This window comes from Streptomyces sp. NBC_00576 (genome assembly GCF_036345175.1).
Classification (GTDB): Bacteria; Actinomycetota; Actinomycetes; order Streptomycetales; family Streptomycetaceae; genus Streptomyces.
In genome coordinates, this window is the sequence record NZ_CP107780.1 from 226,529 (window position 1) to 249,399 (window position 22,871).

The 22,871-nt window shown below is 69.5% G+C and carries 22 protein-coding genes and 1 pseudogene; 11 read left to right on the plus strand and 12 right to left on the minus strand.

The window, feature by feature from the left end; genetic code table 11:
* Nucleotides 1-195: 195 nt before the first annotated feature.
* Together OG734_RS00915 and OG734_RS00920 are read right to left on the minus strand one after the other, a co-directional pair.
* A complete protein-coding gene (locus OG734_RS00915) occupies nucleotides 196-375 on the minus strand; it encodes a hypothetical protein (protein WP_330285529.1) in 180 nt (59 codons plus the stop codon).
* 129 nt (nucleotides 376-504) lie between these two features.
* Nucleotides 505-729: a hypothetical protein gene (locus tag OG734_RS00920; RefSeq protein ID WP_330285530.1), complete on the minus strand. Its 225-nt coding sequence runs from the start codon at nucleotides 727-729 to the stop codon at nucleotides 505-507.
* Between the two features lie 556 nt (nucleotides 730-1,285).
* Here OG734_RS00920 and OG734_RS00925 point away from each other — a divergent pair.
* Nucleotides 1,286-2,341 carry a hypothetical protein gene (locus tag OG734_RS00925; RefSeq protein ID WP_330285531.1) on the plus strand — a complete coding sequence of 352 codons (1,056 nt, stop codon included), beginning with the start codon at nucleotides 1,286-1,288 and terminating at the stop codon, nucleotides 2,339-2,341.
* An 899-nt stretch (nucleotides 2,342-3,240) separates the two neighbouring features.
* Here the strand turns inward: OG734_RS00925 and OG734_RS00930 are convergent.
* The 5 genes from OG734_RS00930 to OG734_RS00950 form a co-directional block, all read right to left on the minus strand.
* Nucleotides 3,241-3,603, minus strand: coding sequence for a DUF488 domain-containing protein (locus OG734_RS00930; protein ID WP_330285532.1), 363 nt, complete (start codon nucleotides 3,601-3,603; stop codon nucleotides 3,241-3,243).
* 27 nt (nucleotides 3,604-3,630) lie between these two features.
* Nucleotides 3,631-4,128 (minus strand): VOC family protein, encoded by a 498-nt coding sequence (locus OG734_RS00935; RefSeq protein WP_330285533.1) that lies wholly within the window; start codon nucleotides 4,126-4,128, stop codon nucleotides 3,631-3,633.
* 139 nt (nucleotides 4,129-4,267) lie between these two features.
* On the minus strand, nucleotides 4,268-4,423 hold the full coding sequence (locus OG734_RS00940) for a hypothetical protein (RefSeq protein ID WP_330285534.1): 156 nt from the start codon (nucleotides 4,421-4,423) through the stop codon (nucleotides 4,268-4,270).
* Between the two features lie 588 nt (nucleotides 4,424-5,011).
* On the minus strand, nucleotides 5,012-6,127 hold the full coding sequence (gene tal / locus OG734_RS00945) for a transaldolase (RefSeq protein ID WP_330285535.1): 1,116 nt from the start codon (nucleotides 6,125-6,127) through the stop codon (nucleotides 5,012-5,014).
* Nucleotides 6,128-6,525: 398 nt separating this feature from the next.
* Nucleotides 6,526-6,960, minus strand: a complete 435-nt coding sequence (locus tag OG734_RS00950; protein WP_330285536.1) for a hypothetical protein — start codon at nucleotides 6,958-6,960, stop codon at nucleotides 6,526-6,528.
* Nucleotides 6,961-7,043: 83 nt separating this feature from the next.
* On the opposite strand from OG734_RS00950, the gene OG734_RS00955 reads away from it, so the two are divergent.
* Nucleotides 7,044-7,721, plus strand: coding sequence for a helix-turn-helix transcriptional regulator (locus OG734_RS00955; RefSeq protein WP_330293525.1), 678 nt, complete (start codon nucleotides 7,044-7,046; stop codon nucleotides 7,719-7,721).
* Nucleotides 7,722-8,491: 770 nt separating this feature from the next.
* Here OG734_RS00955 and OG734_RS00960 read toward each other — a convergent pair.
* The 3 genes and pseudogenes from OG734_RS00960 to OG734_RS00970 all read right to left on the minus strand — a co-directional run.
* Nucleotides 8,492-9,340: a hypothetical protein gene (locus OG734_RS00960; RefSeq protein ID WP_330285537.1), complete on the minus strand. Its 849-nt coding sequence runs from the start codon at nucleotides 9,338-9,340 to the stop codon at nucleotides 8,492-8,494.
* A 280-nt stretch (nucleotides 9,341-9,620) separates the two neighbouring features.
* Nucleotides 9,621-11,540, minus strand: coding sequence for a hypothetical protein (locus tag OG734_RS00965; protein WP_330285538.1), 1,920 nt, complete (start codon nucleotides 11,538-11,540; stop codon nucleotides 9,621-9,623).
* A gap of 159 nt (nucleotides 11,541-11,699) precedes the next feature.
* Nucleotides 11,700-11,999, minus strand: a pseudogene (locus tag OG734_RS00970) (transposase); the annotation flags it as partial.
* 247 nt (nucleotides 12,000-12,246) lie between these two features.
* Here OG734_RS00970 and OG734_RS00975 point away from each other — a divergent pair.
* The 4 genes from OG734_RS00975 (at nucleotide 12,247) to OG734_RS00990 (ending at nucleotide 16,044) form a co-directional block, all read left to right on the plus strand.
* Nucleotides 12,247-12,618: a hypothetical protein gene (locus OG734_RS00975; protein ID WP_330285539.1), complete on the plus strand. Its 372-nt coding sequence runs from the start codon at nucleotides 12,247-12,249 to the stop codon at nucleotides 12,616-12,618.
* Between the two features lie 339 nt (nucleotides 12,619-12,957).
* Nucleotides 12,958-14,394 (plus strand): carboxylesterase family protein, encoded by a 1,437-nt coding sequence (locus OG734_RS00980; RefSeq protein ID WP_330285540.1) that lies wholly within the window; start codon nucleotides 12,958-12,960, stop codon nucleotides 14,392-14,394.
* 128 nt (nucleotides 14,395-14,522) lie between these two features.
* Nucleotides 14,523-15,545 carry an alcohol dehydrogenase catalytic domain-containing protein gene (locus OG734_RS00985; protein WP_330285541.1) on the plus strand — a complete coding sequence of 341 codons (1,023 nt, stop codon included), beginning with the start codon at nucleotides 14,523-14,525 and terminating at the stop codon, nucleotides 15,543-15,545.
* Nucleotides 15,546-15,612: 67 nt separating this feature from the next.
* Nucleotides 15,613-16,044: a YybH family protein gene (locus OG734_RS00990; RefSeq protein WP_330285542.1), complete on the plus strand. Its 432-nt coding sequence runs from the start codon at nucleotides 15,613-15,615 to the stop codon at nucleotides 16,042-16,044.
* A 340-nt stretch (nucleotides 16,045-16,384) separates the two neighbouring features.
* Here OG734_RS00990 and OG734_RS00995 read toward each other — a convergent pair whose 3' ends face one another.
* Nucleotides 16,385-17,320, minus strand: coding sequence for a helix-turn-helix domain-containing protein (locus tag OG734_RS00995; RefSeq protein WP_330285543.1), 936 nt, complete (start codon nucleotides 17,318-17,320; stop codon nucleotides 16,385-16,387).
* A gap of 126 nt (nucleotides 17,321-17,446) precedes the next feature.
* Between OG734_RS00995 and OG734_RS01000 the strand changes: the two genes are divergently transcribed.
* From OG734_RS01000 to OG734_RS01020, 5 genes are all read left to right on the plus strand, one after another.
* On the plus strand, nucleotides 17,447-17,842 hold the full coding sequence (locus OG734_RS01000; RefSeq protein ID WP_330285544.1) for an MmcQ/YjbR family DNA-binding protein: 396 nt from the start codon (nucleotides 17,447-17,449) through the stop codon (nucleotides 17,840-17,842).
* The gene (locus OG734_RS01005) at nucleotides 17,839-18,207 is read left to right on the plus strand and encodes an MmcQ/YjbR family DNA-binding protein (RefSeq protein ID WP_330285545.1); all 369 of its coding nucleotides are present in this window, start codon (nucleotides 17,839-17,841) and stop codon (nucleotides 18,205-18,207) included. The genes OG734_RS01000 and OG734_RS01005 overlap by 4 nt, the downstream gene beginning before the upstream one ends.
* A 100-nt stretch (nucleotides 18,208-18,307) precedes the next feature.
* Nucleotides 18,308-19,621, plus strand: a complete 1,314-nt coding sequence (locus OG734_RS01010; RefSeq protein WP_330285546.1) for a replication-associated recombination protein A — start codon at nucleotides 18,308-18,310, stop codon at nucleotides 19,619-19,621.
* A 438-nt stretch (nucleotides 19,622-20,059) separates the two neighbouring features.
* Nucleotides 20,060-20,821 carry an SDR family oxidoreductase gene (locus tag OG734_RS01015; protein WP_330285547.1) on the plus strand — a complete coding sequence of 254 codons (762 nt, stop codon included), beginning with the start codon at nucleotides 20,060-20,062 and terminating at the stop codon, nucleotides 20,819-20,821.
* Nucleotides 20,822-20,861: 40 nt separating this feature from the next.
* Complete coding sequence (locus OG734_RS01020) at nucleotides 20,862-21,554, plus strand: TetR/AcrR family transcriptional regulator (RefSeq protein WP_330285548.1); 693 nt, start codon at nucleotides 20,862-20,864, stop codon at nucleotides 21,552-21,554.
* 86 nt (nucleotides 21,555-21,640) lie between these two features.
* Here the strand turns inward: OG734_RS01020 and OG734_RS01025 are convergent, their stop codons facing one another.
* The gene (locus OG734_RS01025; RefSeq protein WP_330285549.1) at nucleotides 21,641-22,798 is read right to left on the minus strand and encodes an XdhC family protein; all 1,158 of its coding nucleotides are present in this window, start codon (nucleotides 22,796-22,798) and stop codon (nucleotides 21,641-21,643) included.
* Nucleotides 22,799-22,871: the final 73 nt, after the last annotated feature.

Below are 22,871 nucleotides of genomic sequence, written 5' to 3' on the forward strand. Positions count from 1 at the left end.
GCCGTCCTGCAACCAACCTGGCTTCGGAACTCCACCACCGCACCGTCCTGCGCACTGCAACTGCGGTACTGCTGCCCGGCAGTTCGTGTCTGCCAGGCCCTGCTGTCTCTCCGGGCTACGAGAGAAACCATAACCAGGACACCACCCAATGTCTACTCCAGCCAACACAGATTTCCGCGTGTTCGGCAGCGAGAATCAGGCCTTCGGCAGGCGCGGAACAGACCAAACCGGATCCCACCGCCAGGACGCCCACGCGCCAGCGTTCGCGAACGGGCCGAAGCGTTCCTCGACGGTGATGATGCCGAGCCGTCGCACGTGGGCGCACTCGTCTTCGTCCAAGGAGGGCACTGAAGTCGGGTCGACGACCAGGTCCACGGTCAGATCGAAGGTGTCGACCCGTCCGCCCTACCGCGGGCGGGGTGGTCTAAGTTCACGTACCAGTTCCCCAGCCGGCTCCCACCTCGGAGAGCTTGGCCCTGGGCAGTCATGGCCCGCCAACAAGGTTCAGGGCCTCCACCGCCCGCCCAGCAGTTCAGCGTCGCTGCGGCGTGATGACTCGCCCTCTGGCGCGGCGACCTCGGCTCCGCTCACACGGCCGGGGGTGTGCGACAGCATCAACGCTGTCTGCCAGCGGAGGGAGGCGATCGCCTCGGCCAGCTGGTCACGCAGGCCCACACCCGCATCGAACCCGGCTCCCCGCAGACCATCCGGCCCACCCTGATCACCCATCACTGAATCCGTCAAGCGAGCCGGTCCGCAACAGCAAGCACCACAGCAGCCGCCACAAGCACCGCTGCATAGATGACCATCACGGCCCGGCCCCACCCGCCCTCCCGCCGGACGCCGGCGCCCGTCTCACCCCGCCCGGGCCGAGAGCCAGAAAGCCTTGGGGGTACCGCACACGGCACAGCGTCATCCACGCGAGGATTCACGACCGGACCAACGCGTGATCAAGACTTCCGACACAGCGCAACCGCCGTCACCACCCGTTCAGCCCACCGCCCCTCACAACGGCCCCCACCCCCGGGCCGCAAGGCCAGGACCCGGTCCACAACCTGCCCTCCCCGCCTGTTGCCATGGCCAAGAGGGCAGCAAGCGAGCGGGAAAGGTGCCAGCCGATAGCAGCTGTACGGACGCGAACGGGCCAGCCTCCCGGCGATCTTGGCCGGGGTCCGGAAGGATGGTCTCCGGTTGCCTGGCCGCGGGGAACGGCCCGGCGGGCAGCCGATTCCCCCTGCGCGGCCCTGTGGCCGGCCGCCTGACCCCCACACCCCAGGGAGCACCCATGGCAGTGATGACGGACTCGCTCGTACCGGCGCTGGAGGATGCCCGTGAGGCGCATGAGGCGGTCGTCGACCGGTTCAGGGCGGATGTGACCATCACTCCGCCTGGCCCCTACCGGCAGATGCTCGAGCGCCACGTGTACTGCGTCCAGGACAGCCTCCAGCCCATCGAGCACCAGGTGCGTGAACTGCGGTCCAGCGGCGGGCTTGTCGCAGACACCGTGGATATGGCGCGGTCCATCTCCCGCAGCGCCATGCGCACCGCCATGGTGCCGCTGACCATCGGATCCACGCTCGTGACGGACATGCTGCGCGGGCGGCAGCCGAACGACGAACGGCGGCTGCTGAGAAACGCCGAAGACGAGTACGCGGTCACTGCCCGGGCGCTGGCAACCTGCCGGGCCGGACAGACCATCGCCGAAGAGGCCCGTGACCAGGCCACCGCCGACCTGCTCGCCGCGCTGCGCCGCCAGGACGAGGAACTGCTCGAACAACTGGAGGACAGTATCGCCGACCGCGCGCGGGCCGTGGCCGCCGCGGCCAACGGCTTCGTCCAGGAGAACGGCGTCGGCCTGGCCGACGCGCTCGCCGGCGCACTGCGGACCGCCACCGACCGGGTACAGGACGCCGCCCGGATCGGCGGCCGGAGGGCCAGGGGCGCGGCCGCGGGCGCCGTACGGGAGATGCCCGACGCGACCCGCATGGCCCAAGAGGTCCAGGGAGCGGTGACCCGGGAGCAGGAGCTGCCGATCCCCCGCTTCAGCCGGCTCGGCGTCGAGGAGATCCTGCAGCAGCTGCGCCCGCTGTCCCAGTGGGACCTGACGGTCATCGAGGGATACGAACGCACCCACTCCAACCGGCCCCCGGTCCTGGACAGCATCGAGCAGCTGCGCGGCAGCGAACCCTGGGACGGCTACGACACCATGCACCCCGACAAGATCACCACCCAGCTGCAGAACGTCCCCGCCGGCGTCGCCCGCCAGGTCCTGAAGTACGAGCGGCTCCACCGCCGCCGCCAGGAGGTCGTCTCCGCCGCCGAAGCCCGCACCGCCTCGTGAGCCGACCAGGCGGACGTCTGCCGCTGGAGAGGTGATGGCTGCCCACCACAGCGCCCTCCTGGCGCCCGGATACGGAAACTCATGAGCAGCCCTGGAGCTGACCTGACCGGCTCCAGGGCTGCGGGCGATCCAGCCCTCTGCTGACGAAGTGCCAGTCTCCTGGCTGCCCCCGGCGGAGGAGGTGTCGCTTTCCTGTCCGGCTGTGATCTCGATGTGGCGCGGCTTGGCGCCTTCGGCGTTGATCTCGCTGGGCAGGACGGCGCGGTACTCGAAGCTTGCCGGTGCGCCGCGTGCCGCGGCGCAGGATGCCGGCACGCTCGCGCTCCTTGAACTCGCCGCTGATGACCAGCTCCCGCTTGCCGGGCCTCTTCTTCGGCTCCTGCCCGCCTGCCGCCTGGGCGGCCTTCTGTGCCGGGGTCTGTCCCACGGGCGGATCGTCGAGCCAATGCGCCGACGGCCGCGCGCCACACGCGCCGGGGACCCGAGTCCGCGGGGCACTGGCGCGCACCGGGTACGCACGGCGCGATGAGTCGTGCACGATGCGACGCACTCCCCCACCGGATGGTGCGCATCCGGTGCGGTTCACTCCCGGTCCGGTGCGCACGGTGCAGGGCATTCCCCGCACGGTGGTGCGCATCGCCGTGCGGGAATGCGCACCGCATCCGCACCGGTTCACGCAGTGTGAAGGACTCAAGGGCGGGTCCGGGAGGGAGAGCTCTCCCCTCGGTGCACAGCATCGCGCATATATAAGGGGACGATGCGGGCGGTAGCGAGCGTGGTCCAGGAAGAACGTCGCCGGTTGCGACTGCGACAAGGGTTGATTCTCCACTCGACAATCGACAAGGGGTGCGACGCATCCGGCGGGGCCCCTTTTGGACCCCGGTGCCGTTTGACCCCGGTCAGCTCCGGAGCAGGTCGGCGAGCACCTCGGCTTCGCTGATCTCGGGCTGCTTGGTCGCGGTGAGTAGCGTCAAGGACCGGTCTTTGGCGAGGTCGCTCAGGTGCGCCAGGGCGTCTGCGTGTTCGGGATCCTTGAGCTCGTTGCGGTAGCGGCGGCTGAATTCTGTGAACCGCTCGGGGTCGTGGCCATACCACTTGCGCAGCTCTGTGGAGGGGGCGACCTGCTTGCACCACTCGTCGAGCTGGGCCTTCTCCTTGGTCAGCCCCCGGGGCCAGATGCGGTCGACCAGCACTCTGGCCCCGTCTGCCTGCGCCGGAGCCTCGTAGACCCGGCGGACATGCACCATCTTCTTGCGGGCCATGAGACCTCCTCGCGACTGACTGCTCCGCTACACGTAGTAACGGGCGATGATCTCAGGGCGTGCCACTTCGTCCGGGCCCGGGTAGGCCACCAGGACTGGCAGGCCGTTGGGGTCCCGGCCTTCGATGACGGTGAAGCCCTCGCCGGGCCTGGTGGACACATGGTCGGATCGGGCTCGCAGTACGCGTTCGCAACGCTGGAAGTCGTCGGGGCCGTCCGCTGTCCAGATCACGTACTGGGCGCCGACGTGGCCGACCGGGTGGGAGGCGTTCGGCCCCACGGAGCGTAGGTATACCTGGAATCCGCCAGGGCCGACGAGCAGCGCGGCTGTGGCGGTGCGGACCGTGACCTCCATGTTCAGCAGGTCGCCGTAGAAGTCCGCCGACTCGTCGTGGTCGTGGACGAACAACACGACCGAGGCCAACTGCGGCCCGCGTGTATCCGCTCCGTTGCCGGCCGGCTCGGCATTCGCCGGAAGCCTCGCATGGTGCGGCTGGGACGGTGTCGTTTCGCGGGGATGCGCCATGAGAACCCTTCCGCCTACGGGCTGCGACGCGAAGGCTTCGTCGCTGGTGTGGCTGGTCCCGCTTTCCACGCTACCCGGCTCGCGTCGCGCCCGCCCGAACCGCGTGGCAGGCCCCCGGCCCCATACAGGCTTGGGGTGCTCAGCCTGGCCGGGTTAGGAAGCCTCCGATGATGGTGCCGTAGGCGAGGTGTGCGGCGAGGGTGACAGTGGGGGTGCCTGGACCGTAGTTGAGCATGAGGAAGCCGGGTGGTTCGAGTAGCGCGACGTGGGGGGCGCTGGTTTCGGGTGTGCCCATGCGGGGTGGACGAGAGGCAGCAGAATGTTGACCAGGGCGGTGGCGGCGAACAGGCCGTGGACGAGGCCGAAGAGACATCCCAGCCACCAGCTGCTGTAGCCGATGGCGACGAAGATCGCGTAGTAGCTCAGGGCGAAGATCTGGCCGTTGATGAAGTGTGCGCCGTAGCCGTATGCCTTGGCGCGGGTGCGGTTGCTGGTGAAGGCGGTGCCGAGCAGGAACGGCAGGTCGATACGGGTGAGGTTGAAGGCGTTGGCTGCGCGCAGGCCCGTAGCAGGACCAGGGTGCCGGTGAACCCGCCTGCCAGAGCGGCCCAGATGCTCATCGTGTGGCCTCCCCGATTGCGCCGGTGGCGCTGATCAGGGCCAGGTGGGACAGGCCCTGGGGCAGGTTGCCGAGGAAGGCACCAGTGGTGGGGTCGATCTAATGGCGATCCACTACCCGCCGGGCGTCGCCCGTGGCCAGGCCATCGTTGTCGATAGCCGTGCCCTGTCAGCGGTTGATTTGTTTCCTGGCGTGTCTGCCGAGCGGTCGTCGCCGCAGAAGGTGGCGCTGGGACCGTTCGTTGGCAGCGGGCGGCCGGCTGCGTCAGGCGGCGGTGCGCCTGGTGTGCAGTTCGGCCTCCAGTTGGTCGAACAGCTCGTTGCCGGAGGCGGTGAACTTGGCGATACCCTCGTCCTCCAGCACACGCACCACGTCGTCGTAGGACACACCGACCGTCTCCAGGTCATCCAGTACCTGCTGGGATGACGCGTAGGTGCCATGGATGGTGTCGCCCTGGATACGGCCGTGGTCCGCGACCGCATGCAGGGTCTGCTCGGGCATGGTGTTGACCACCCCGGGCGCCACCAGTTCGTCGATGTAGCGGGTGTCGTCGTAGGAGGGGTCCTTAACGCCGGTGGAGGCCCACAGCGGGCGCTGTGGGCGCATCCCGGCCGCGGCCAGAGCCTGCCACTCCTCGGATGCGGTGGCCTGCTCGAAGTGCTGGTAGGCCAGGCGCGCGTTGGCGATCGCGGCCCGCCCCCGCAGCGCCAGCGCCTCCGGTGCGCCGATCTTGTCCAGCCGGCTGTCGACCTCGGTGTCCACCCGGCTAACGAAGAAGGAGGCCACCGATGCGATGGACGCCAGATCACGCCCCGCCGCATGGGCCTTACCCATGCCGTCCAGGAAGGCGCGGAGCACCTGGTCGTAGCGGTTGAGGGAGAAGATCAGCGTCACGTTGATGCTGATGCCTTCGGCGAGCGCGGTGCTGATCGCCTCCAGGCTGGGCTGGGTCGCGGGGATCTTCACGAACAGGTTCGGCCGGTCCACCAGCCACCACAGGGCCCGTGCCTCGGCGATCGTCGCCGCCGTGTCGTGAGCGACGCGCGGGTCCACCTCGAGCGATACCCGTCCGTCCACCCCGTCGCTGGCGTCGTACACCGGTCGCAGCACGTCGCAGGCCCACCGCACGTCGAACGCGGTCAGCAGCCTGACGGCCTCCTCCACCCGTACTCCGCGCCGGGCCAGATCACCGACCTGCGCGTCGTAGCGGGCACCCGAACGGATAGCCTTGGCGAAGATCGTCGGATTGCTGGTGATACCCACCACCTGCTGCTCACGCACCAAGTCGGCCAGCCCGCCACCGGTGAGCCGCTGCCGGCTCAGATCATCGAGCCAGACCGCTACGCCTTCGGCGGCCAGCCGGTCCAGGTTCTCACTCATGATCTTCTCCCATGCGTCGTCGTGGGATGCCGTCTCCAGGTTTCTTCTGGATCCTCTGAGGGCCGGCGAGAACTCTTTCGCACACCCCCGGTGGCAGGGCCGGGCACGCTCGTTCCGCCGACTGCGGCGCGTGGTTCCACACAACACCGTCCCCTGTGAGAGGCGGGGACCGCATCGATCCCAGATGCCTGCAGGCCGGTGAGGAAGCCGCCGAGGAAGGCCGCGCGATGACGATCGGTTCTGGGATCAGTCCCCACGGCTTCACCATCTCACCGGGCCTGCGCTCTCGCTCTCGCACCCGGCTGACCAGGATTCTGGGCGATCAGAGGAGGGCGGCGCGGGCGGGTGGATCCGTGAGGCTCCACGCGCCGGGTGGATTCAGTGCGCTCCGCGCCTGTTCACCGCTGCCGCTTGGCGTGGTAGCGCTGGGCGAGCCGTGCTAGCGCGACGGCGCCGAGGAGCAGTCCGAAGTCGCGCAGCGCGACATCGTAGTGGCCCGGGATGGTCAGCAGGTTGACGATGATGCCAGCCAGCCAGCCGGCGACGAGCCAGCCCCCGAAGCGCGGAGCCAGCGCCACGGCGATGCCGGCCACGATCTCGATCGCCCCTACCGCGTACATGGCCGCCTGGGCGCTGCCGGGGACGATGTCGTCGATCCACGGCGCGAGGTAGGTGGGCCAGTCCACTAGCAGGTTGGCGAACTTGTCCAGCCCGAACAGGATCGGCGCCACCGTGAAGCCGATACGCAGGATCACGAACGCCTGGTAGCCGGGGTCGGTGAGCACCGCCCGCCGCGGGGCGGCGGAGGTGGTGCTTGTGGTTACGGAGGACATGGCCCTCTCCTTCTATCGGCGAGGTTCATTAACAATAGAAGCCCTGCTTCGCTCTTTAGTCAATGGCTGTTGGTTTTACACTGGTGTTCGTGGACACCTCGAAGGAAGTACGCGACCCCAACGTCTCCGCCATCGCCGCCCTTGATGAGCCGACCCGCAGGAGGCTGTACGACCACGTGGTGCGCCGGCCGAGCCCCGTCAGCCGGGACGAGGCGGCCGCCGCCCTCGGCCTGGCGCGGCAGACCGCCGCGTTCCACCTGGACCGGCTCGCCGACGAATCCCTGCTCGACGTCGTCTTCGAGCGCCGCAGCGGACGCTCCGGACCGGGCGCGGGAAGGCCGGCCAAGCTCTACCGCCGCTCGACGAAGCAGGTCGCCGTCAACCTGCCGGACCGCCGCTACGAGCTGGCCGGCCGGCTGCTCGCGCAAGCCGTGGAGGAGTCTGACGCGACCGGTGCGCCGGTGCGCGAGGTCCTGCACCGCAAGGCCCAAGAACTCGGCACGCACCTGGGCGAGCAGAACAAGACGGAGGTCTTCGACCTTCTGGAGCGGTACGGCTTCGAGCCACGCTGCGAGGGCGATGCCATCGTTCTGGCCAACTGCCCCTTCCACGCGCTTGCCCGGGAGCACACCGAGACGGTGTGTGGCATGAACCTCCACCTGCTACGCGGTGTCCTCAATGGTCTGGATGAGGCCGGACTCGAGGCACGCCTGGCGCCCAGCCCGGGGCGATGCTGCGTCCGACTGCAGCCAGCCGCCTGACCGGTTCGGAGCCAGCTGGAACGGGGGGCGCCGCCAACGAACGAGACCGACCGGCATGTAGCTGTGAAGCACAGACGGTGGGTTCGGGACTGTCGTCCTCGGCGAGTGCCTAGTCGGTGGCCACCGAAGGGTGCTCGCCCTTGTTGTTGCCGGACGGGACAACGAGCTTGCGCAGCGCGGATCGCCGAAGCCGAACGCGAGAGATGGTTCGGCGAAGTCGAAGGCCTGTCCACCAGCCTCGCCGCTGCCGAGGACAAGATCGCCCAGATTGAAGCTCAGCAAGAGAAGAAGCAGTCCCCCGTCTTCCTGGGCCTACCTAGCCTCTCCCGGCCCACCGCTCGCATCAGCGAAGCCACCAAGTAGCGGCTACGGGGCCGCGGGGAATGAGACCCCCACGACCCCGCGGCCGCTCGACCAACCCTTAGTTCAGAGAAGAGCACGCTTGCGTCCGATGCCCACTCCTCGTCGTCTCTCCCTCAGATCGCCCCTCGGACAAGCGACCTGAAATGACTCGCTCCACAAGGTAGAGGGCCAGACCATCGCGGTAGAGAACCTGAACCGCGCGGACTTCGACATCATCGAGCGGGCCCGCGGTATCAGCGAGCTTGTCGCGGTGTGTTCGGAGGAAGCGGACCGAGGAGCCCTGACTCCAGTCAGGCTCTCTGCCCTGGAAGCGGTTGGGTTGTTGTACACGTACAACAACCCAACCGCTTCTGTCGTCAAAGACCCGGATCCTGCTCCAGTAGCCAAGCAGCCGCAGGCTCGGGGGATCAGCCGCGGTCGAGCCGCGGCAGCGACGCGCAGAGGTGCTCGGGCAATTCCGGCAGGACTTTGTGGATCCCGGCGCACCCCGCATCGCCGTTCGTGGCGACCGGCCGCCAGCCTGAGGACTCGGCCCGGTAGAACCAGCGCTGGGAGACACCAGAGGAGGAGCATCCGTCGTCGGCGTCACCGCACGCCGGCCCCATCCGGGTCGACAGGTCCAGCACCAGCCACGTGTCGTCGCAGCCGCGTTCCTCCCAGCTCGTGTGCTTGGGGATGTCCGTGTCGTTGACCGCCTGCTGGTACGAGGACGAGGTGCAACGTGGCGGCGTGGGGTCGCAGCCGTTCTCGCCGCACTGCCGCAGGGCGGGTGGCGTGGCACCGACGGGGGTGTACACGTCCATGCTGTTCACCATGACCCTGCGGGAGCCCAGGGGCTCGCCCAGCTTCACCGTCGCTTTGACCCGCCGCGTGCCGGCGCAGCCGGAGTCCTGGTCCAGGGAGCGGGTCTCGTACGTGACCTTCGCGTATACCGTGCCGTGCTCGACGGTGTCGAGCTCACCGCGCAGGCTGCGCACGCAGTCACGTGCCCCGTCGGGCACTTCGGCATCGACCACCAGGGACCGGCCGCCGTCGGCGGTACGGACGCCGTCGATGCGAATCGGAGCGGCGAGCGTCCAGGCGGAGGCCGTGGCCGCGCCTGTCGCCTCCTCATCGGTCTCGGCGATCTTGGAACCGCAGCCGGCCAGGACTACCAGGGCCGCGCCGAGCACGACCACCCGTATCCCCCGCTGCCACATGTCATGCCCCCATCCGTCGAAGAATCGCAGCCTAGCGGGCCCCAGGGTGTCCCTCACCGTCTCCTCCTGGACCGCTTACAGGGCAGGGCAGATACAGGCCGAGCACGTCGTCCAGGGCGTGGAAGATGTTGCATCAGTGGCCCGCCGTGACGGCTCTCCAAGATCTGTGCCGTCGCCAGCCGAACGACGTCGCAGCCAACCCCGCAGGTGCGCCAGCGGCGTATGTAGGAACAGCGGGGCCCCGGCGGGTGTTCGCGGGGTTGGCGTAGTGGTGACCGGCCAAGGGCACCGGAGTTCAGCGTCAGGCCGCCACGGCCGCCGTGCGGGGTGTCAGTGTTCAGCGCGGGGCTGCCACGGCTTTCGCGGCCGCGGCCAGGATACGGTGCAGGACGGGGATCGGGATCGCCGGGTTGGTGACCGCTGCGCATGCCGTGTCGCGGTCGTGCAGCAGCCCGGCCAGGACGCGGGCCGGCAGCCGCGGATTGCGCACTGCGGTGCCGCGGACGTAAGCCTCCGGGTCGTTCAGCAGCCGCACCGCGTCGGTCGGTGACAGCCGGTGGTCCTTGGCCGCGTGGCGGCGCACCTCGGCTTCCGGGTCCCGGGCCAGGCGCGCGACGTCGGCCGGTGTCGACTCCGGATCGTCCAGGGCCAGGCGGCGCATCCGCCCGCTGGGGTCGTCGACGTAGCGCAGCAGGCCCGTACGGGGAAAGTTGGGGTGGCTGCGGGGGCGGTCGGGGTGGCTGAAGCTGCCGTCCCACCAGCGCCAGACCTCCAGCAGCATGTCGGTCGGCGCGTCGTCGCACGATTCGGCGAGGAACAGGCGGACCGTCCGGTCTTCGTCCCGTGCCAGACGCTCCACGACGTCTGGCGGGAGATGCCGGGCGCGGGCCACACTGCGGCGGATCAGGGGATGGGACGACGTTGCGAGTCGGCGCATCGCGTCGGTGTCGCCGTGCAGGTCCTCGACCCAGGGCAGGGTGTGCGACATCGACGTCGGGGCGAAGTTGTGGCGCACCGCGGCACGTTGCTCCTCGGTGAGGTCGGGGCGCAGCGCCACCGCGGAGCGGATGTCGTCGTGCGGGTCCTCCGCCAGGACGGCAACGCCGTACGCACCCAGGCCCGGGTTGGCGGCCAGCGCCCGGCGTGCCTCCGCGTCCCCGTCCCGGACCAGCTCCGCCTCCAACTCGTGCGCGAGGCGGCACCGTTCGAGCGCCCGCAGCGGCGCGGCCAGCGCGCCGAAGATCTCGCGCGGCATGGGGACGCCGGTGTGGTGGGCGAGCAGCGCCGCCGTGCGCACCGCGTTGTCGGTGTCGGCCAGTAGCCGCGCCCGCAGCGGCGCGGCGAGGTCTTCCCACCGGCCGCAGCTCGCTGTCCGCACTCGAGGGTCGGCGTCGGTCGCGAAGCTGGGGAGGTGGCGTGCGGGGAGCCCCGGGAGTTCGGCGGCCAGGGCGCGGGACGGGCCGGCGAGGAAGTCGTCGTACAGGTCCTCGGGGAGTTCGGCGCCCCAGATGCAGGCACGCTCTGCCCAGAGCACGCGCCGGCTCGGCGACGGTTCGGCACGGACCAGGCGTACCCACTGATCGGACGTGAGCTTGGGCCTGAAGGTGTCGGCGGGTGACGATCGCACCTGCGGATCGGGGTGCGCCACGGCGGCGTCGAGGACGGCGGGCCGGTCGCAGTCATGCAGGAAGCCAGCCTCCACATCCAGCAGCCGGATCAGCAGCTCGTCCGGCGCGGCCGGATTCGACCCGATCCCCACCGCCCAGTGCAGAGGCCACGCATGTCGGCCGGGCACCGCCGCCCACACCTCGGCGCGCTCGACCTCCGTCTCGCGCCCGGCGGCCGCGGCGGCCTCCTCCAGCCGCTCCGGCAGTCGGTCGAGGGCCGTCACCCGAGGCCCGCCCACGCCGGGCACCTCCGCCAGCAGCACCTGCCCGTCGAGGGAGAGCGCCACGAACCCGGGGTCGCCGGTCAGCTCCGGGATATGGCCACCGGCGTAGCGGACCCGGGTCCACCAGGAGTCGTTGCCGCCGATCCGGTGCCTGAGGACGGCCACCAGGAACTCGCCGTCGACATCGCAAAGACGGCGCCACCACCCAGCATCGAGCGCTTCCCGGGCCACGCCGTCCGGCGCCGCGATCCCCTGCGCGATCCGCCAGCCGGCCTCCGGCGGGAACAGGCTTCCCGGGCGCACGTCCTCGACGACCGTGAGCCCGGCGCGTACGAGCAGTTCGTGGAGTTCCTCTCGGTGCTGCACGCGGTCATGATCCCCGTCAGCTGGCGGCGGAACAAGGCCCTCAGCCCAGGCCCAACCGACCCGCACCCGCGCAACACGTCATTGGCTGCGACGTCGTTTTCGGCGGGTCTGGCGCAAGTTCCGTGCTCTGTCGCTGATTTGGGGGTGGCGGCTGGTTGATCAAGGTGACAGGAGGATGCGGCGGCGCAGGAGGTCGAGGTTGGCCCGGCCGTACATCTGTCTCTTCAGCAGCTTGATTCTGGTGACGTTGCCCTCGACCGCTCCCGAGGTGAAGGTGGTGGTCAGGGCGGCGAGCACGGCTGCGCGGTCGCGCCGTATGCCGGCGGCCAGGGTACGGAGTTCTCGTTGTCCGTCGAGGCGGACATCGGCGAGCCAGACGTCGAGGGCCAGGTGCTCGCTGCGGCGTTCGCGCACTATCGAGGCCAGTCGCTGGGCGTACTGGGTGGTCGTGGCCAGCGCAGGGCTGTTGTGTCGGCAGAGACCGTGTCCCTCGCAGGTCGTGTCGCTTTACACCAGCTCTGGGCCTTCGACTCGTGTCGCGTTGCGGTGAACCATCGTGTGCCTTTTCTGTTGTGGGCTGCGTGACTGAGACGCCATCCGCTCTCCGAACATGATCGTTTAGTTCGGGTGGGTGTGAATGAACTCCCGCTCGTGACGGGAGAGATGGGTGTGGTGCTTCCGCTCATCTGGCTCGTGGAGGTCGCTGGTGGCGTCGGTGTTCGGTCTGCTGGAGGCCAGAGAGAAGAGGGGCCGGGAGGAGATCACGCGGTTGCGGGTGCAGGCCGCCCTCGGTGAGGCGGAACTCGAACTTCAGCGGCTGGTGGATGCCCGGGTGGCGGTGACCGGGGTGCCGGCCGGGCCGCCTTTGGTGGTCATGGGGTCGACGGAAAGCGCGGTGGCGCGCTCGACGGCGCCCCGGCGGGAGTCGGGCGTGGTGGCGAGAACCCTCGCGCAGGACTACCAGCGGATCTTGTCGGTGCTGGAGTCTGAAGCAGCCCAGGAGGGCATGGGCTGCCAGCAACTGGCTGTCGCGTTGGGACAACAGGCTGTCTTGGCGAAGACCGGCTGGTGTAGGTGAGTGATCGAACGCCTGGCCCTTCTGCCGTTTGCCGCACCGCTGTTGCTTGACCTCGGCGGCAGCGCACCGGTGGCGCCATGCAGTGTCTGCTCGGCCGGCTTTCTCTGGCCGGGATCCACCGGGCCCGCTGATGGCAGATCCCGGATCGCCCGGGCCTCTCGTCGGCGGCGTGGGCTACGAGAAGAAGTGAAGCAAGGAAGTGTCACCTGCTGACCATCAGGTGACCGCCACTCGTCGGGCGCTTTGTCGGATCGCAGGAAACGATGGGGGACGTCACCGCTCGCAACCGGCCACCGACACACCGCGGGAAACACCCGAACCGCGCTGGAAGGACACGTCATGACCGCGACCGCTTCCAAGGCTCCGACTGCACCAGGGGTGCGGTCCTGGTGGGGGATCCCGTACGCCACCGCCGAGCGGTATCGCCGCCCCGTGGTCGCGGACTTCGATCCAGACCGACCCTATGACCGCAAGGGCGTCGTCTCTGTCCAGCCCGACAGCGGCGACTGGCTCGAAGCGGACAGCGGGATGGGCGAGGACTGCCTGAACCTGAACCTGTGGGCCCCTGAGCAGCCGGCCGACAAGGCGCTCCCGGTGACCGTGTACATCCATGGCGGCGGATTCGAGTACGGCGCGAACACCCAGATCACCTCCAACGCCTCCGGTCTCGCCGCGACGGGGCGCGTGGTGGGCGTGTCGGTCAACTACCGGCTCGGCGCCCTGGGCGCGCTCTCGCTCTCGCAGTACGGCGGCGCCCTGGCTGAGGCCAGCAACCTCTTCCTCCAGGACGTCACCGCCGCGCTCACCTGGATCCAGCGCAACATCGCCCACTTCGGCGGCGACCCCGACCAGGTCACGGTCTACGGCCACAGCGCCGGCGCCTACTCCACCTTCGGTCTGCTCGGCGCCTCCTCCGCCGACGGCCTGTACCGGCGACTGGCCGGGTTCTCCGGCGGGCCCGCTCGTAGCGTCCCGGCCTGGTGGGCCGAGGAGCTCGCGCACCTGTTCGTCACCGAACTCGGCGTCGCGGACAACCCGGAGAAGCTGCTCGACCTCGACGCGGTCTCCCTGAGGGACGCCCTGCGCAAGGTCGCCCCGACGGACCTCGGAGTCCGCGGCGGGGTGGACAACAAGGCCACCGGTGTCGTCCTGGACATCGGACAGCCTGGCGCGGTGGTGCACGCCCATCCCATGGACGTCCTTAACTCGGGCGCGCACCGCGATGTCGACGTGCTGCTGAGCATGGCGAGTGACGACATGGGGTGGTGGGTGGCGAACGACCTCGACCGTTTCGACCCGCACACCCTCGACCGCGTCGTCGACGAGGTCGCGGGGTGGCGTATTTCCTGCTCCCGCGCGAAGAAGATCGTCGACGCCTACGACCAGGGCGGCCGTACCCCGGCCGAGGTCCGCGCCGCGGTCATGGCGGACTACCTCTTCGCGCTCCCGGCCGCCCGCGGCGCCCTGGCGCACGCCGCCGCGGGCGGCAACGCCCATCTCCTGATGATCGGGCCCGCCGAGGGCGCGCCCGCGGTGCACGGCACCGAGATGTACGCCCTGGTCGGCCAGGAACAGCCGGGCCGCAGCCCCGAACAGGCCGAGCGTGACACGCGGATCCGCGACATCGTGCTCGACTTCGCCACCGGTGAGCAGACCCGGCTGTGGCCCGCTGTCACGGACAAACCCACCTCGGGAAGCGTCGGCAACCCTCCCTTCGAGGCCCATGCCCACTACCAGGCGGCCCTCGACCTGTGGGAGGGCATCGACCGCCCCTGACGGTCACCGCGCGATCCCGAGATGCGCAACGGCGCAGGGTCACCACTGACTGATCACCCGGGCACCTGTGCCTGGAGCCCCGGCTCCGTTTTCACATTCCCGGGGACGAACAGAACAAGGAGCTCGGCATGAGCCAATCGACAGCAACCGGCGGCGCCGCACCGGCGACGATGCGGGCCGTCGTCGTCACCCGGCCCGGCGGCCTCGACGCACTGGAGATCGAGGATGTGCCGGTGCCCGTCCGCAAGCCCGGCTGGGTGCGGATCAAGGTGAAGGCGTTCGGCGTCAACGAGTCCGAGGTCACCACCCGCAAGGGCGAGTCGGACGCGGTGGTCACCTACCCGCGGGTGCCCGGCATCGAGGGCGTCGGCGTGGTCGACGAGGCCGACGAGGACAGCGGGCTGCGGCCGGGACAGCAGGTGGCCACGATGATGGGCGGCATGGGCCGCTCGTACGACGGCGCGTACGCCCAGTACGTCACCGTCCCCGCCGGGCAGGTCATCCCGTTCGAGACCAGCCTGCCGTGGGACGTCGTCGGCGCGCTGCCCGAGATGTTCCAGACCGCCTACGGATCCCTGACCCGCGGCCTGGACCTCAAAGCCGGGCAGACGCTGCTGATCCGCGGCGGCACCTCCTCGGTCGGGCTGAGCGCGGCCACCATCGCGAAGGACCTCGGCGCCACCGTCATCTCCACCACCCGCAGCCCCGGCCGGGCCGGGGAACTGCGGGCCGCGGGCGTCGACCATCCCCTCGTCGACAACGGCACCCTCGCCGACCAGGTGCGCGAGCTGATCCCGGACGGCGTCGACGCCGCCCTGGAACTGGTCGGCTGCTCGGTCCTCCCCGACACCCTCCGCACCGTCCGCCGGCACGGCACCGTCTGCTTCACCGGAGCCCTGGCAGGCCAGTGGTCCATCCCGGACTTCACCCCGTTCATGATCCCGTTCGGGGTACGCCTGACCTCCTACGGCGGTCAGGCCAGCGACCTCCCGGCCGACGTCTTCGCCCACCAGCTCCAGGCCATCGCCGCAGGACGCCTCAACGTCCCGGTCGCGAAGGTCTACCACGGCCTGGAACAAGTCCGAGACGCCCAGGCCGACCTCGAATCCGGCACCACGCCGGGCAAGCACGTCGTCGTCCTGGACGACTGAAAGAAACACATCCCCTGGTTCGCCGACAGGCACCGGCTGGGGCGTGCACAAAGAAAGGGAGGACGCCGTGGGCGTCAACAAGGAAGAAGTCAGCAAGACCATCATCGAGCTGGAGAAGTCGTACAACGAACGCTTCAGCGTCGGCGACCCGGGCGGCTACCTGGACGGCTTCGCGGACGAGGTGAGCTACTTCGACCCGATCCTCGAGAACATCGTCGTCGGCAAGGAGAAGACCGTCGCGTGGCTGTCGTCCATCTACTCCAACCCGCACATCGTGCGCAGCGAGTACCTCAACCCGACGGTCCACGTCGGCGACAGCGGCGACTTCGCCGTCCTGGCTTACAACCTGAAGACCTACGTGCTCGACGAGGACGGCAACGAGAAGCAGCGGCGCGCCTGGAACGCCACGCACGGCTACCGGCTCGTCGACGGCCAGTGGTTCATCGTGCACTCCAACTGGGCGTTCTCCCAGACCGTGACCGAAAGGATCGCCTCCTGACCGCGGCGCAGCCTGTGGTCCCCAGCCTGACCGGGTTCCTCCGGCATGGCGAGCGGGGCCCCGCCTGTGCCGCCGGCATTCGGCCAGTGGTCGTCCCAGCCGCACCGATCAGCTCCGAGACACGCCCCGCGACACCAGCGCACCCGAATGACCGAACGTCAGGATCCCATGATCACCGACAACGCAACCGACGCCTACAGCTCCTTCACCGTGACCGACCTGGAATCGACCCGCACCTTTCGACGACGAGTGGCATGTCGGGCACTTTCGCTGGGCGTTCACGCAGACCGCGAAGGCAGCCATCTCCTCCTGACGGGCAAGGCGTCTCCGCCGCGTTGCGTCACGCGCCGGTCCTCGCCTCGCGGGCAGCGAAGGCGGCCGGGGTGAGACCGGTGCGGTCGCGGAAGAAGCGGCCGAAGTTCGCGGGATCGCTGAAGCCCAGGTGGACGGCCACCGTCCGGGCGTCCCACCGGGCACCTCCCAGCAGACGCCGGGCTTCCAAGAGGCGGCGTTCGTCGATGAGTTCACGTACCCCCTTGCCGGTGACGTCCCGGGCCGCGCGGCTCAGGGTGCGGACCGAACAGCCGAGCAGCTCGGCGTAGTCCGCGGCTTGATGCAGCTCCCGGAAGTGCAGTTCCAGGGCGTCCAGGAAGCGTCCGTACCTGTCGGTGCGGCCCGTGCCGGCCGTGGCCGTACCGATGGGGGCGATGCCCGGGACGTTGGTCAGGCGCAGCAGCAGCGATTCGAGCAGGCTGCGGCGCAGAGCGTGGTGGATGTCGAGGGAGCGGCGCCCGAGTGCGCGGTGTTCGTCCAGGAGCTGGAGCGCCGTCTGCTGGAGCCAGGCGGCGTCGTCGGCTTGCGGGCCCAGCACGGCCGGGGCGTCGTGCGCGGTGAGCGGGGCCAGCAGACGGGCGATGTCGGGCCGCAGTACATCCGGTTCGAACAGGACGAACGGGCCGCGGGCGGAGCCGGGCGGATGCCAGCACAGCGTGTGTCCGGGACGCACCCACAGCCACTGGGTGGGGGCGACGGTCCGTGTGACGTGGTCGACGTCGTGCCGCAGCTCGCCCTCGGTGACCGCGATGAGGTAGTGGAAGGTGGCGCGGACCGGACGGGGCGGGCTCCACGGCCAGTCGTCGTGCTGGGCGAAGAAGTCCTCGATGGTGTTCACCTCCAGGCCGTACGGAGTACCGACCGGGGGCTGGAAACCGTACAGCGGAACCGCGGCCGGTTCAGCCCATCCGCTTGGGCTGGGGTGTCGCTTGTCGACCATCATGTGTCCGCAGTCTACTGCGCCTTATGCCGGTTTCGGGGAGAGAGTGGGAGGTGCCGCCACGACCGCGCGGCGCGCCACTCGCGTCATGGGTGCCCAGCCCGCGCTCACCCGATGAAGGAAACGTTCATGAACGGAACGGCCCTGCACAAGACCGCCGCCGCCTGCGCCGAGGAGCTTCCCGGAGCCCGGGTTGAGCATCCCTTCGGTGACGACTGGGAGGTCTTCAAAGTACGCGGCAAGGTGTTCATGCTGATGACCGAGGTCCCCGGGCGTCCCGTCGTGATCCTCAAGGCGGACCCCGGCGAGGCCCACGCCCTGCGGGAGCAGTACAGCCACATCACCCCCGGCTACCACATGAACAAGAAGCACTGGATCACCCTGGAGAGCGGAGAAGGCGTCGACCAGGAGCTCGTCAGGGAGCTCGTCACCGACTCCTACCGGCTCGTCGTCTCCCACCTGCCCAAGGCCGAGCAGCCCGTCGACCCGCACACCTACGGCACCGGCACGCGGGCGGCCCGGTGAGCGCGGCCGGCGACCGGCTCCAGGACGCCGCCCGCCAGGCGGCCCTGACCCTCCCCGACGTCAGCCACGGCTACCCCTTCACCCCCGGCCTCGACGTGTACAAGGTCGCGGGCAGGGTGTTCCTGATCGTCACCGACGACCCGGACGATCAGATCATCACGGTCAAGTGCGAACCCGAACACGCCCGCGCGCACGTACGCGGCCACGCCTCGATCACACCGGGCCGCTACCTCGACAAACGCCACTGGATCTCGCTCGGGCCTGGCCCCGGCATCACCGAGCGGCTGATCACCGACGCGGTCGAGGATTCCTACGACCTAGCCGTCGAGCGGCTGCCGCGACGCGACCGCCCCGGTGCCCGATGAACGCCGCGAGCTTCCCCACGAGCGGCTGAGCCGACGCCTGTCAGTGCCCCGTGCAAGGCTCGCCACGTCCGCACACGTCCACCTGCGATCCGAGAGACCGATGGAACCGACCGAAGCGACCCTGCCGCTCTTCGACGAGGAGCCCGCCCGGCCCCTCGCCGACCGCCTGCGCCCCACCCAGCTGGAAGATGTCGTCGGGCAGGACCACCTCCTTGGCCCGGATGCCCCGCTGGGCCGCATGGTCGCCCAGCAGCGCCTCAGCTCCGCCATTCTGTGGGGTCCGCCCGGCGTCGGGAAGACGACCATCGCCCGGCTCCTCGCGGACGCCGGCAACCTGGCCTTCGAACCGGTGTCGGCCACCTTCTCCGGCGTGGCTGATCTGCGGAAGGTGTTCGCCGCCGCGCGCAGCCGACGCGGCATCGGCCAGGGCACCCTGCTGTTCGTCGACGAGATCCACCGCTTCAACCGCGCCCAGCAGGACAGCTTCCTGCCCTACGTCGAGGACGGCACGATCACCCTGATCGGCGCCACCACGGAGAACCCGAGCTTCGAACTCAACGGCGCCCTCCTGTCCCGCACCCAGGTCCTCGTCCTCAAACTCCTCGACGAAGCCGCACTGTCCACGCTCCTCGACCGCGCCGAGCAGCTCACCGGCCACCGTCTGCCCCTGGACGACGACGCCCGCCGCGCCCTGATCGCCATGGCGGACGGCGACGGCCGCTACCTCCTCAACATGGCCGAACAGCTCCAGGCCCTCCCCGACACCGAGACCCCCCTGGACACGGCCGCGCTCGCCCATCACATCCAGCAGCGGGCCCCGCTGTACGACAAGGCGCAGGAGGGCCACTACAACCTGATCTCCGCGCTGCACAAGTCGATGCGCGGCTCCGACCCGGACGCGGCCCTGTACTGGCTCGCCCGCATGCTCGACGGCGGCGAGGACCCGCTGTTCGTGGCCCGCCGCCTGGTCCGCTTCGCGAACGAGGACATCGGCATGGCCGACCCGCACGCCGTCCAGCAGGCCCTGGCCGCCTGGGACGTGTACGAGCGACTCGGCTCCCCCGAGGGCGAGTTGGCGATCGCCCAGGCCGTCGTCTACCTCGCCACTGCCCCCAAGTCCATCGCCGTCTACCGCGGCTTCAACGCCGCACACCGATCAGCCCGGCACACCGGCTCACTCATGCCACCCGCCCACATCCTCAACGCCCCGACCCGACTGATGAAGAACCTCGGCTACGGCAAGGACTACCAGTACGACCCGGACACAGCCGACGGCTTCTCCGGTGACGACTACTTCCCCAACGACATGCACCGCGAGACGTACTACCAGCCCACCCGCAACGGCTACGAAGCCCAGATCACCGAGCGCCTGCGCCACTGGGCCGCTCTACGTGCTCGCCGGCAACGCGGCTGACCGGCCGACACCCACGAAGAATCATCACGGCCGGAGGAGTGAAGACAGCGCGCCCGACTTGTCCGTGACGTGCACTCACCCGAGCTTGCGCCGCATCCGAGGATGAGGTTCACCTACTCCTCGTCCCTCCCGAAGGAGAGAACACACCCGTCGAGGAGACGCTAGGCGCTGTTTTCCGACCCTGCCAGAAATCCGACGGCAGCTGGCCGACGGGTTCTCCGGGCGGGAACCGGACCCCAGGGCACTCCTTGCCCCCCAGATGGACGCGGACGGCAGCGACATGGCTTTCGAACCGATGTCGGCCGCCTACTCCGGCGCGACCGAACCGCCCCAGGCTCCGATGGTAAGTGGATCGACTTGCCTCAAGGGTGGTGCGGGAGTTACCTTCAGGTGGTGAGTCCATCGACTTACCTCACGACTCGGCAAGGAACAATGAACATGAATCGTCTTGCGGGCAAGCGCGCCCTCATCACCGGCGGCACGAGTGGGATCGGTCTGGAGACCGCGCAGCGTTTTATCGCGGAGGGCGCCGACGTGCTGGTCACAGGGGTCACCCCGGCCAGCATCGACAAGGCGCGGCAGATCCTCGGGGACAAGGTGCCGGTGGTGCAGGCCGATGCGCGCGATCTCGATGCGCAGCGCGGCCTGGCGGAGCGGGTGCGTGAGCACTTCGGGAAGCTGGACGTGGCGTTCCTGAACGCCGGTGTCTCGGACTGGCGGCCGTTCGAGGACCACACGGAGGACAGCTATGACCGGCTCTTCGACATCAACGTCAAGAGCGTCTTCTTCCTCACCCAGGCCCTGGTGCCCGTGCTGGCCAACCCGTCCTCCGTCATCCTCAACGCGTCCAACAGCGCGCACGGCGGCTACGGGCAGTCGAACGCCTACGCCGCGACGAAGGCAGCCATCGGTTCCCTGATGCGGTCGTGGAACGCGGACCTGCTCAGGTCGCACGGCATCCGGTTCAACGCAGTCAGCCCCGGCCCCGTGGACACCCCGCTGTACTCCGGCTCCAAGCTCGGGATCGAGGACCCCGCGCAGCAGAAGGCGGTTCTGGAGGCGATCAGCTCCGGCATCCCGCTGGGGCGCATGGGTCTGCCCGAGGAGGTCGCGGAGGCCGTCGTGTACCTGGCCTCCGATGTCTCCGCCTTCGCTGTGGGCCAGGACCTTATCCTGGACGGTGGCCAGACCGTTCTCTGACAGCGAGGATGCGGCTGGGAGACGGGCGAGGGGCGTGGGTATGTCGGTGGCGGACCGTGACCGAGCGGAAACCGGTGGCGATACGTGCCAGGCCGGGTATCACGCGCAGATCAAAGCGGAGAACCGCGCGCGGATCATCCGCGCCGCCCGCGACCTCTTCCTCGCTCGGGGATACGACAAGACCTCCCTGGCCCAGATCGCCCGGGAGGCGCGCGTCTCCACCGGCACCCTCTTCAAGCGGTACCCCTCCAAGGCGGCGCTGTTCGCGGCCGTCACCTCCGAGCAGTGGCAGCTGGATGTGCAGTACGCCGAACCGCCCCCGCCCGGTGATCCCCGGTACGGTCTGGACCACATCGGCCGCGACTACGCCTGCCTCGTCTCGCGGCCCGGCACGGCGGCACTGTGCCGCCTCATCATCACCGAGCTTCCCCAGATGCCGGAGCTCGCCGACATCGTCGGCACCGGCTTCGCCATCGACCGCGGACCCTTCTTCGACCGGCTCCGCGACTACCTGAACGCCGAAGCACAGGCCGGCACACTCGACTTCCGATCGGCCGACGGACAGACACAGCCGGCATCCGCAGTGGCCGAACAGTTCCTCGGCATGATCTGCGGCCAGCTCCTGTGGCCCCAACTCGTACGCACCGACTTCATCCCGCCCGACCCCACCGACACCACGATCGTCGACGAAGCCGTCGCCCTCATGCTCACCCGCTACCGCACCGGATCCTGAACCCCGGACCTTCCGTCATCAACGTATTCATGATCCTGCCTTTCTATGAGATCGAGATGTGTTCGATTGCGGCTTCAGCCGGCCGTTCAGAAGCTCCCGACCCGAGATGCGGATCCGGACCGGCGCCCTTCGGTGTCGTGATGGATCGGTGTGTGCGAACCGCTCAGCGGAAGACCTGTTCCGCCCTGGCGGGTGGCGATGATCTCGGCGGCGATGGACAGGGCGGTCTCCTCGGGCGTGCAGGCGCCGAGGTCGAGGCCGATGGGCGAGCGGAGCCGGGTCAGTTCGGCTTCGGTGAGGCCGGTCTCGCGGAGTCTGCGGTCGCGGTCTTCGTGGGTTCGGCGGGAGCCCATCGCGCCGATGTAGGCGGCCGGGAGGCGCAGGGCCGCTTCCAGCAGGGGAACGTCGAACTTGGCGTCGTGGGTGAGGACGCACACCACTGTGCGGTCGTCGGTGTGGGTGTGGTGCAGGTAGCGGTGCGGCCAGTCGACGACGATGTCGTCGGCGTCGGGGAAGCGCGTCCGGGTGGCGAAGACGGGTCGGGCGTCGCACACGGTGACGTGGTAGCCGAGGAACTTGCCGACGTGTACCAGGGCCGCGGCGAAGTCGATGGCGCCGAAGACGAGCATGCGGGGCGGCGGCACGCTCGACTCGACGAGCAGGGTCAGGTCCGGCTCGCAGTGGGTTCCGTCCCGCGCGATGTCGAAGGTGCCGGTGCGGCCGGCGTTCAGCAGGGAGAGGGATTCGTCGGCGACGGCGCGGTCCAGGTCGGGGTGTCCGCCGAGTTGGCCTTCGTACGAGCCGTCGGGGCGGACTGCCAGCGCCCGCCCCAGGACCACTGCCGGGCCTCGGACCACGCGGGCGAGCGCCGTCGCCTCGCCCCGGGCGGCGGCCGACAGCGCCACCTGGAGTACCTTCCTGTCCGGTCCGTCGGCGGGCACCGGGGTGACCAGGATGTCGAGGATGCCGCCGCAGGTCAGTCCGACGGCGAAGGCGTCCTCGTCGCTGTAGCCGAACCGTTCGCGTACCGCCTGGCCGTCCTGGAGGGCCTGGGCGCACAGGTCGTAGACGGCGCCTTCGACGCAGCCGCCGGAGACCGAGCCGATGGCGGTGCCGTCGGCGTCGACGGCGAGGGCGGCGCCCGGCCCGCGCGGGGCGCTGCCGCTGACGGCCACGACCGTGGCGACGGCGAAGTCCCGCCCTTCCTCGAGCCACCGGTTCAGCTCGTCCGCGAGGTCCAGCACGTGTGTTCCTTCTTGTCGGGGGGAGGGGAGGGGACGGGCCGTCGTCGCGCATACGGCACCCGGAAGGCCGGGC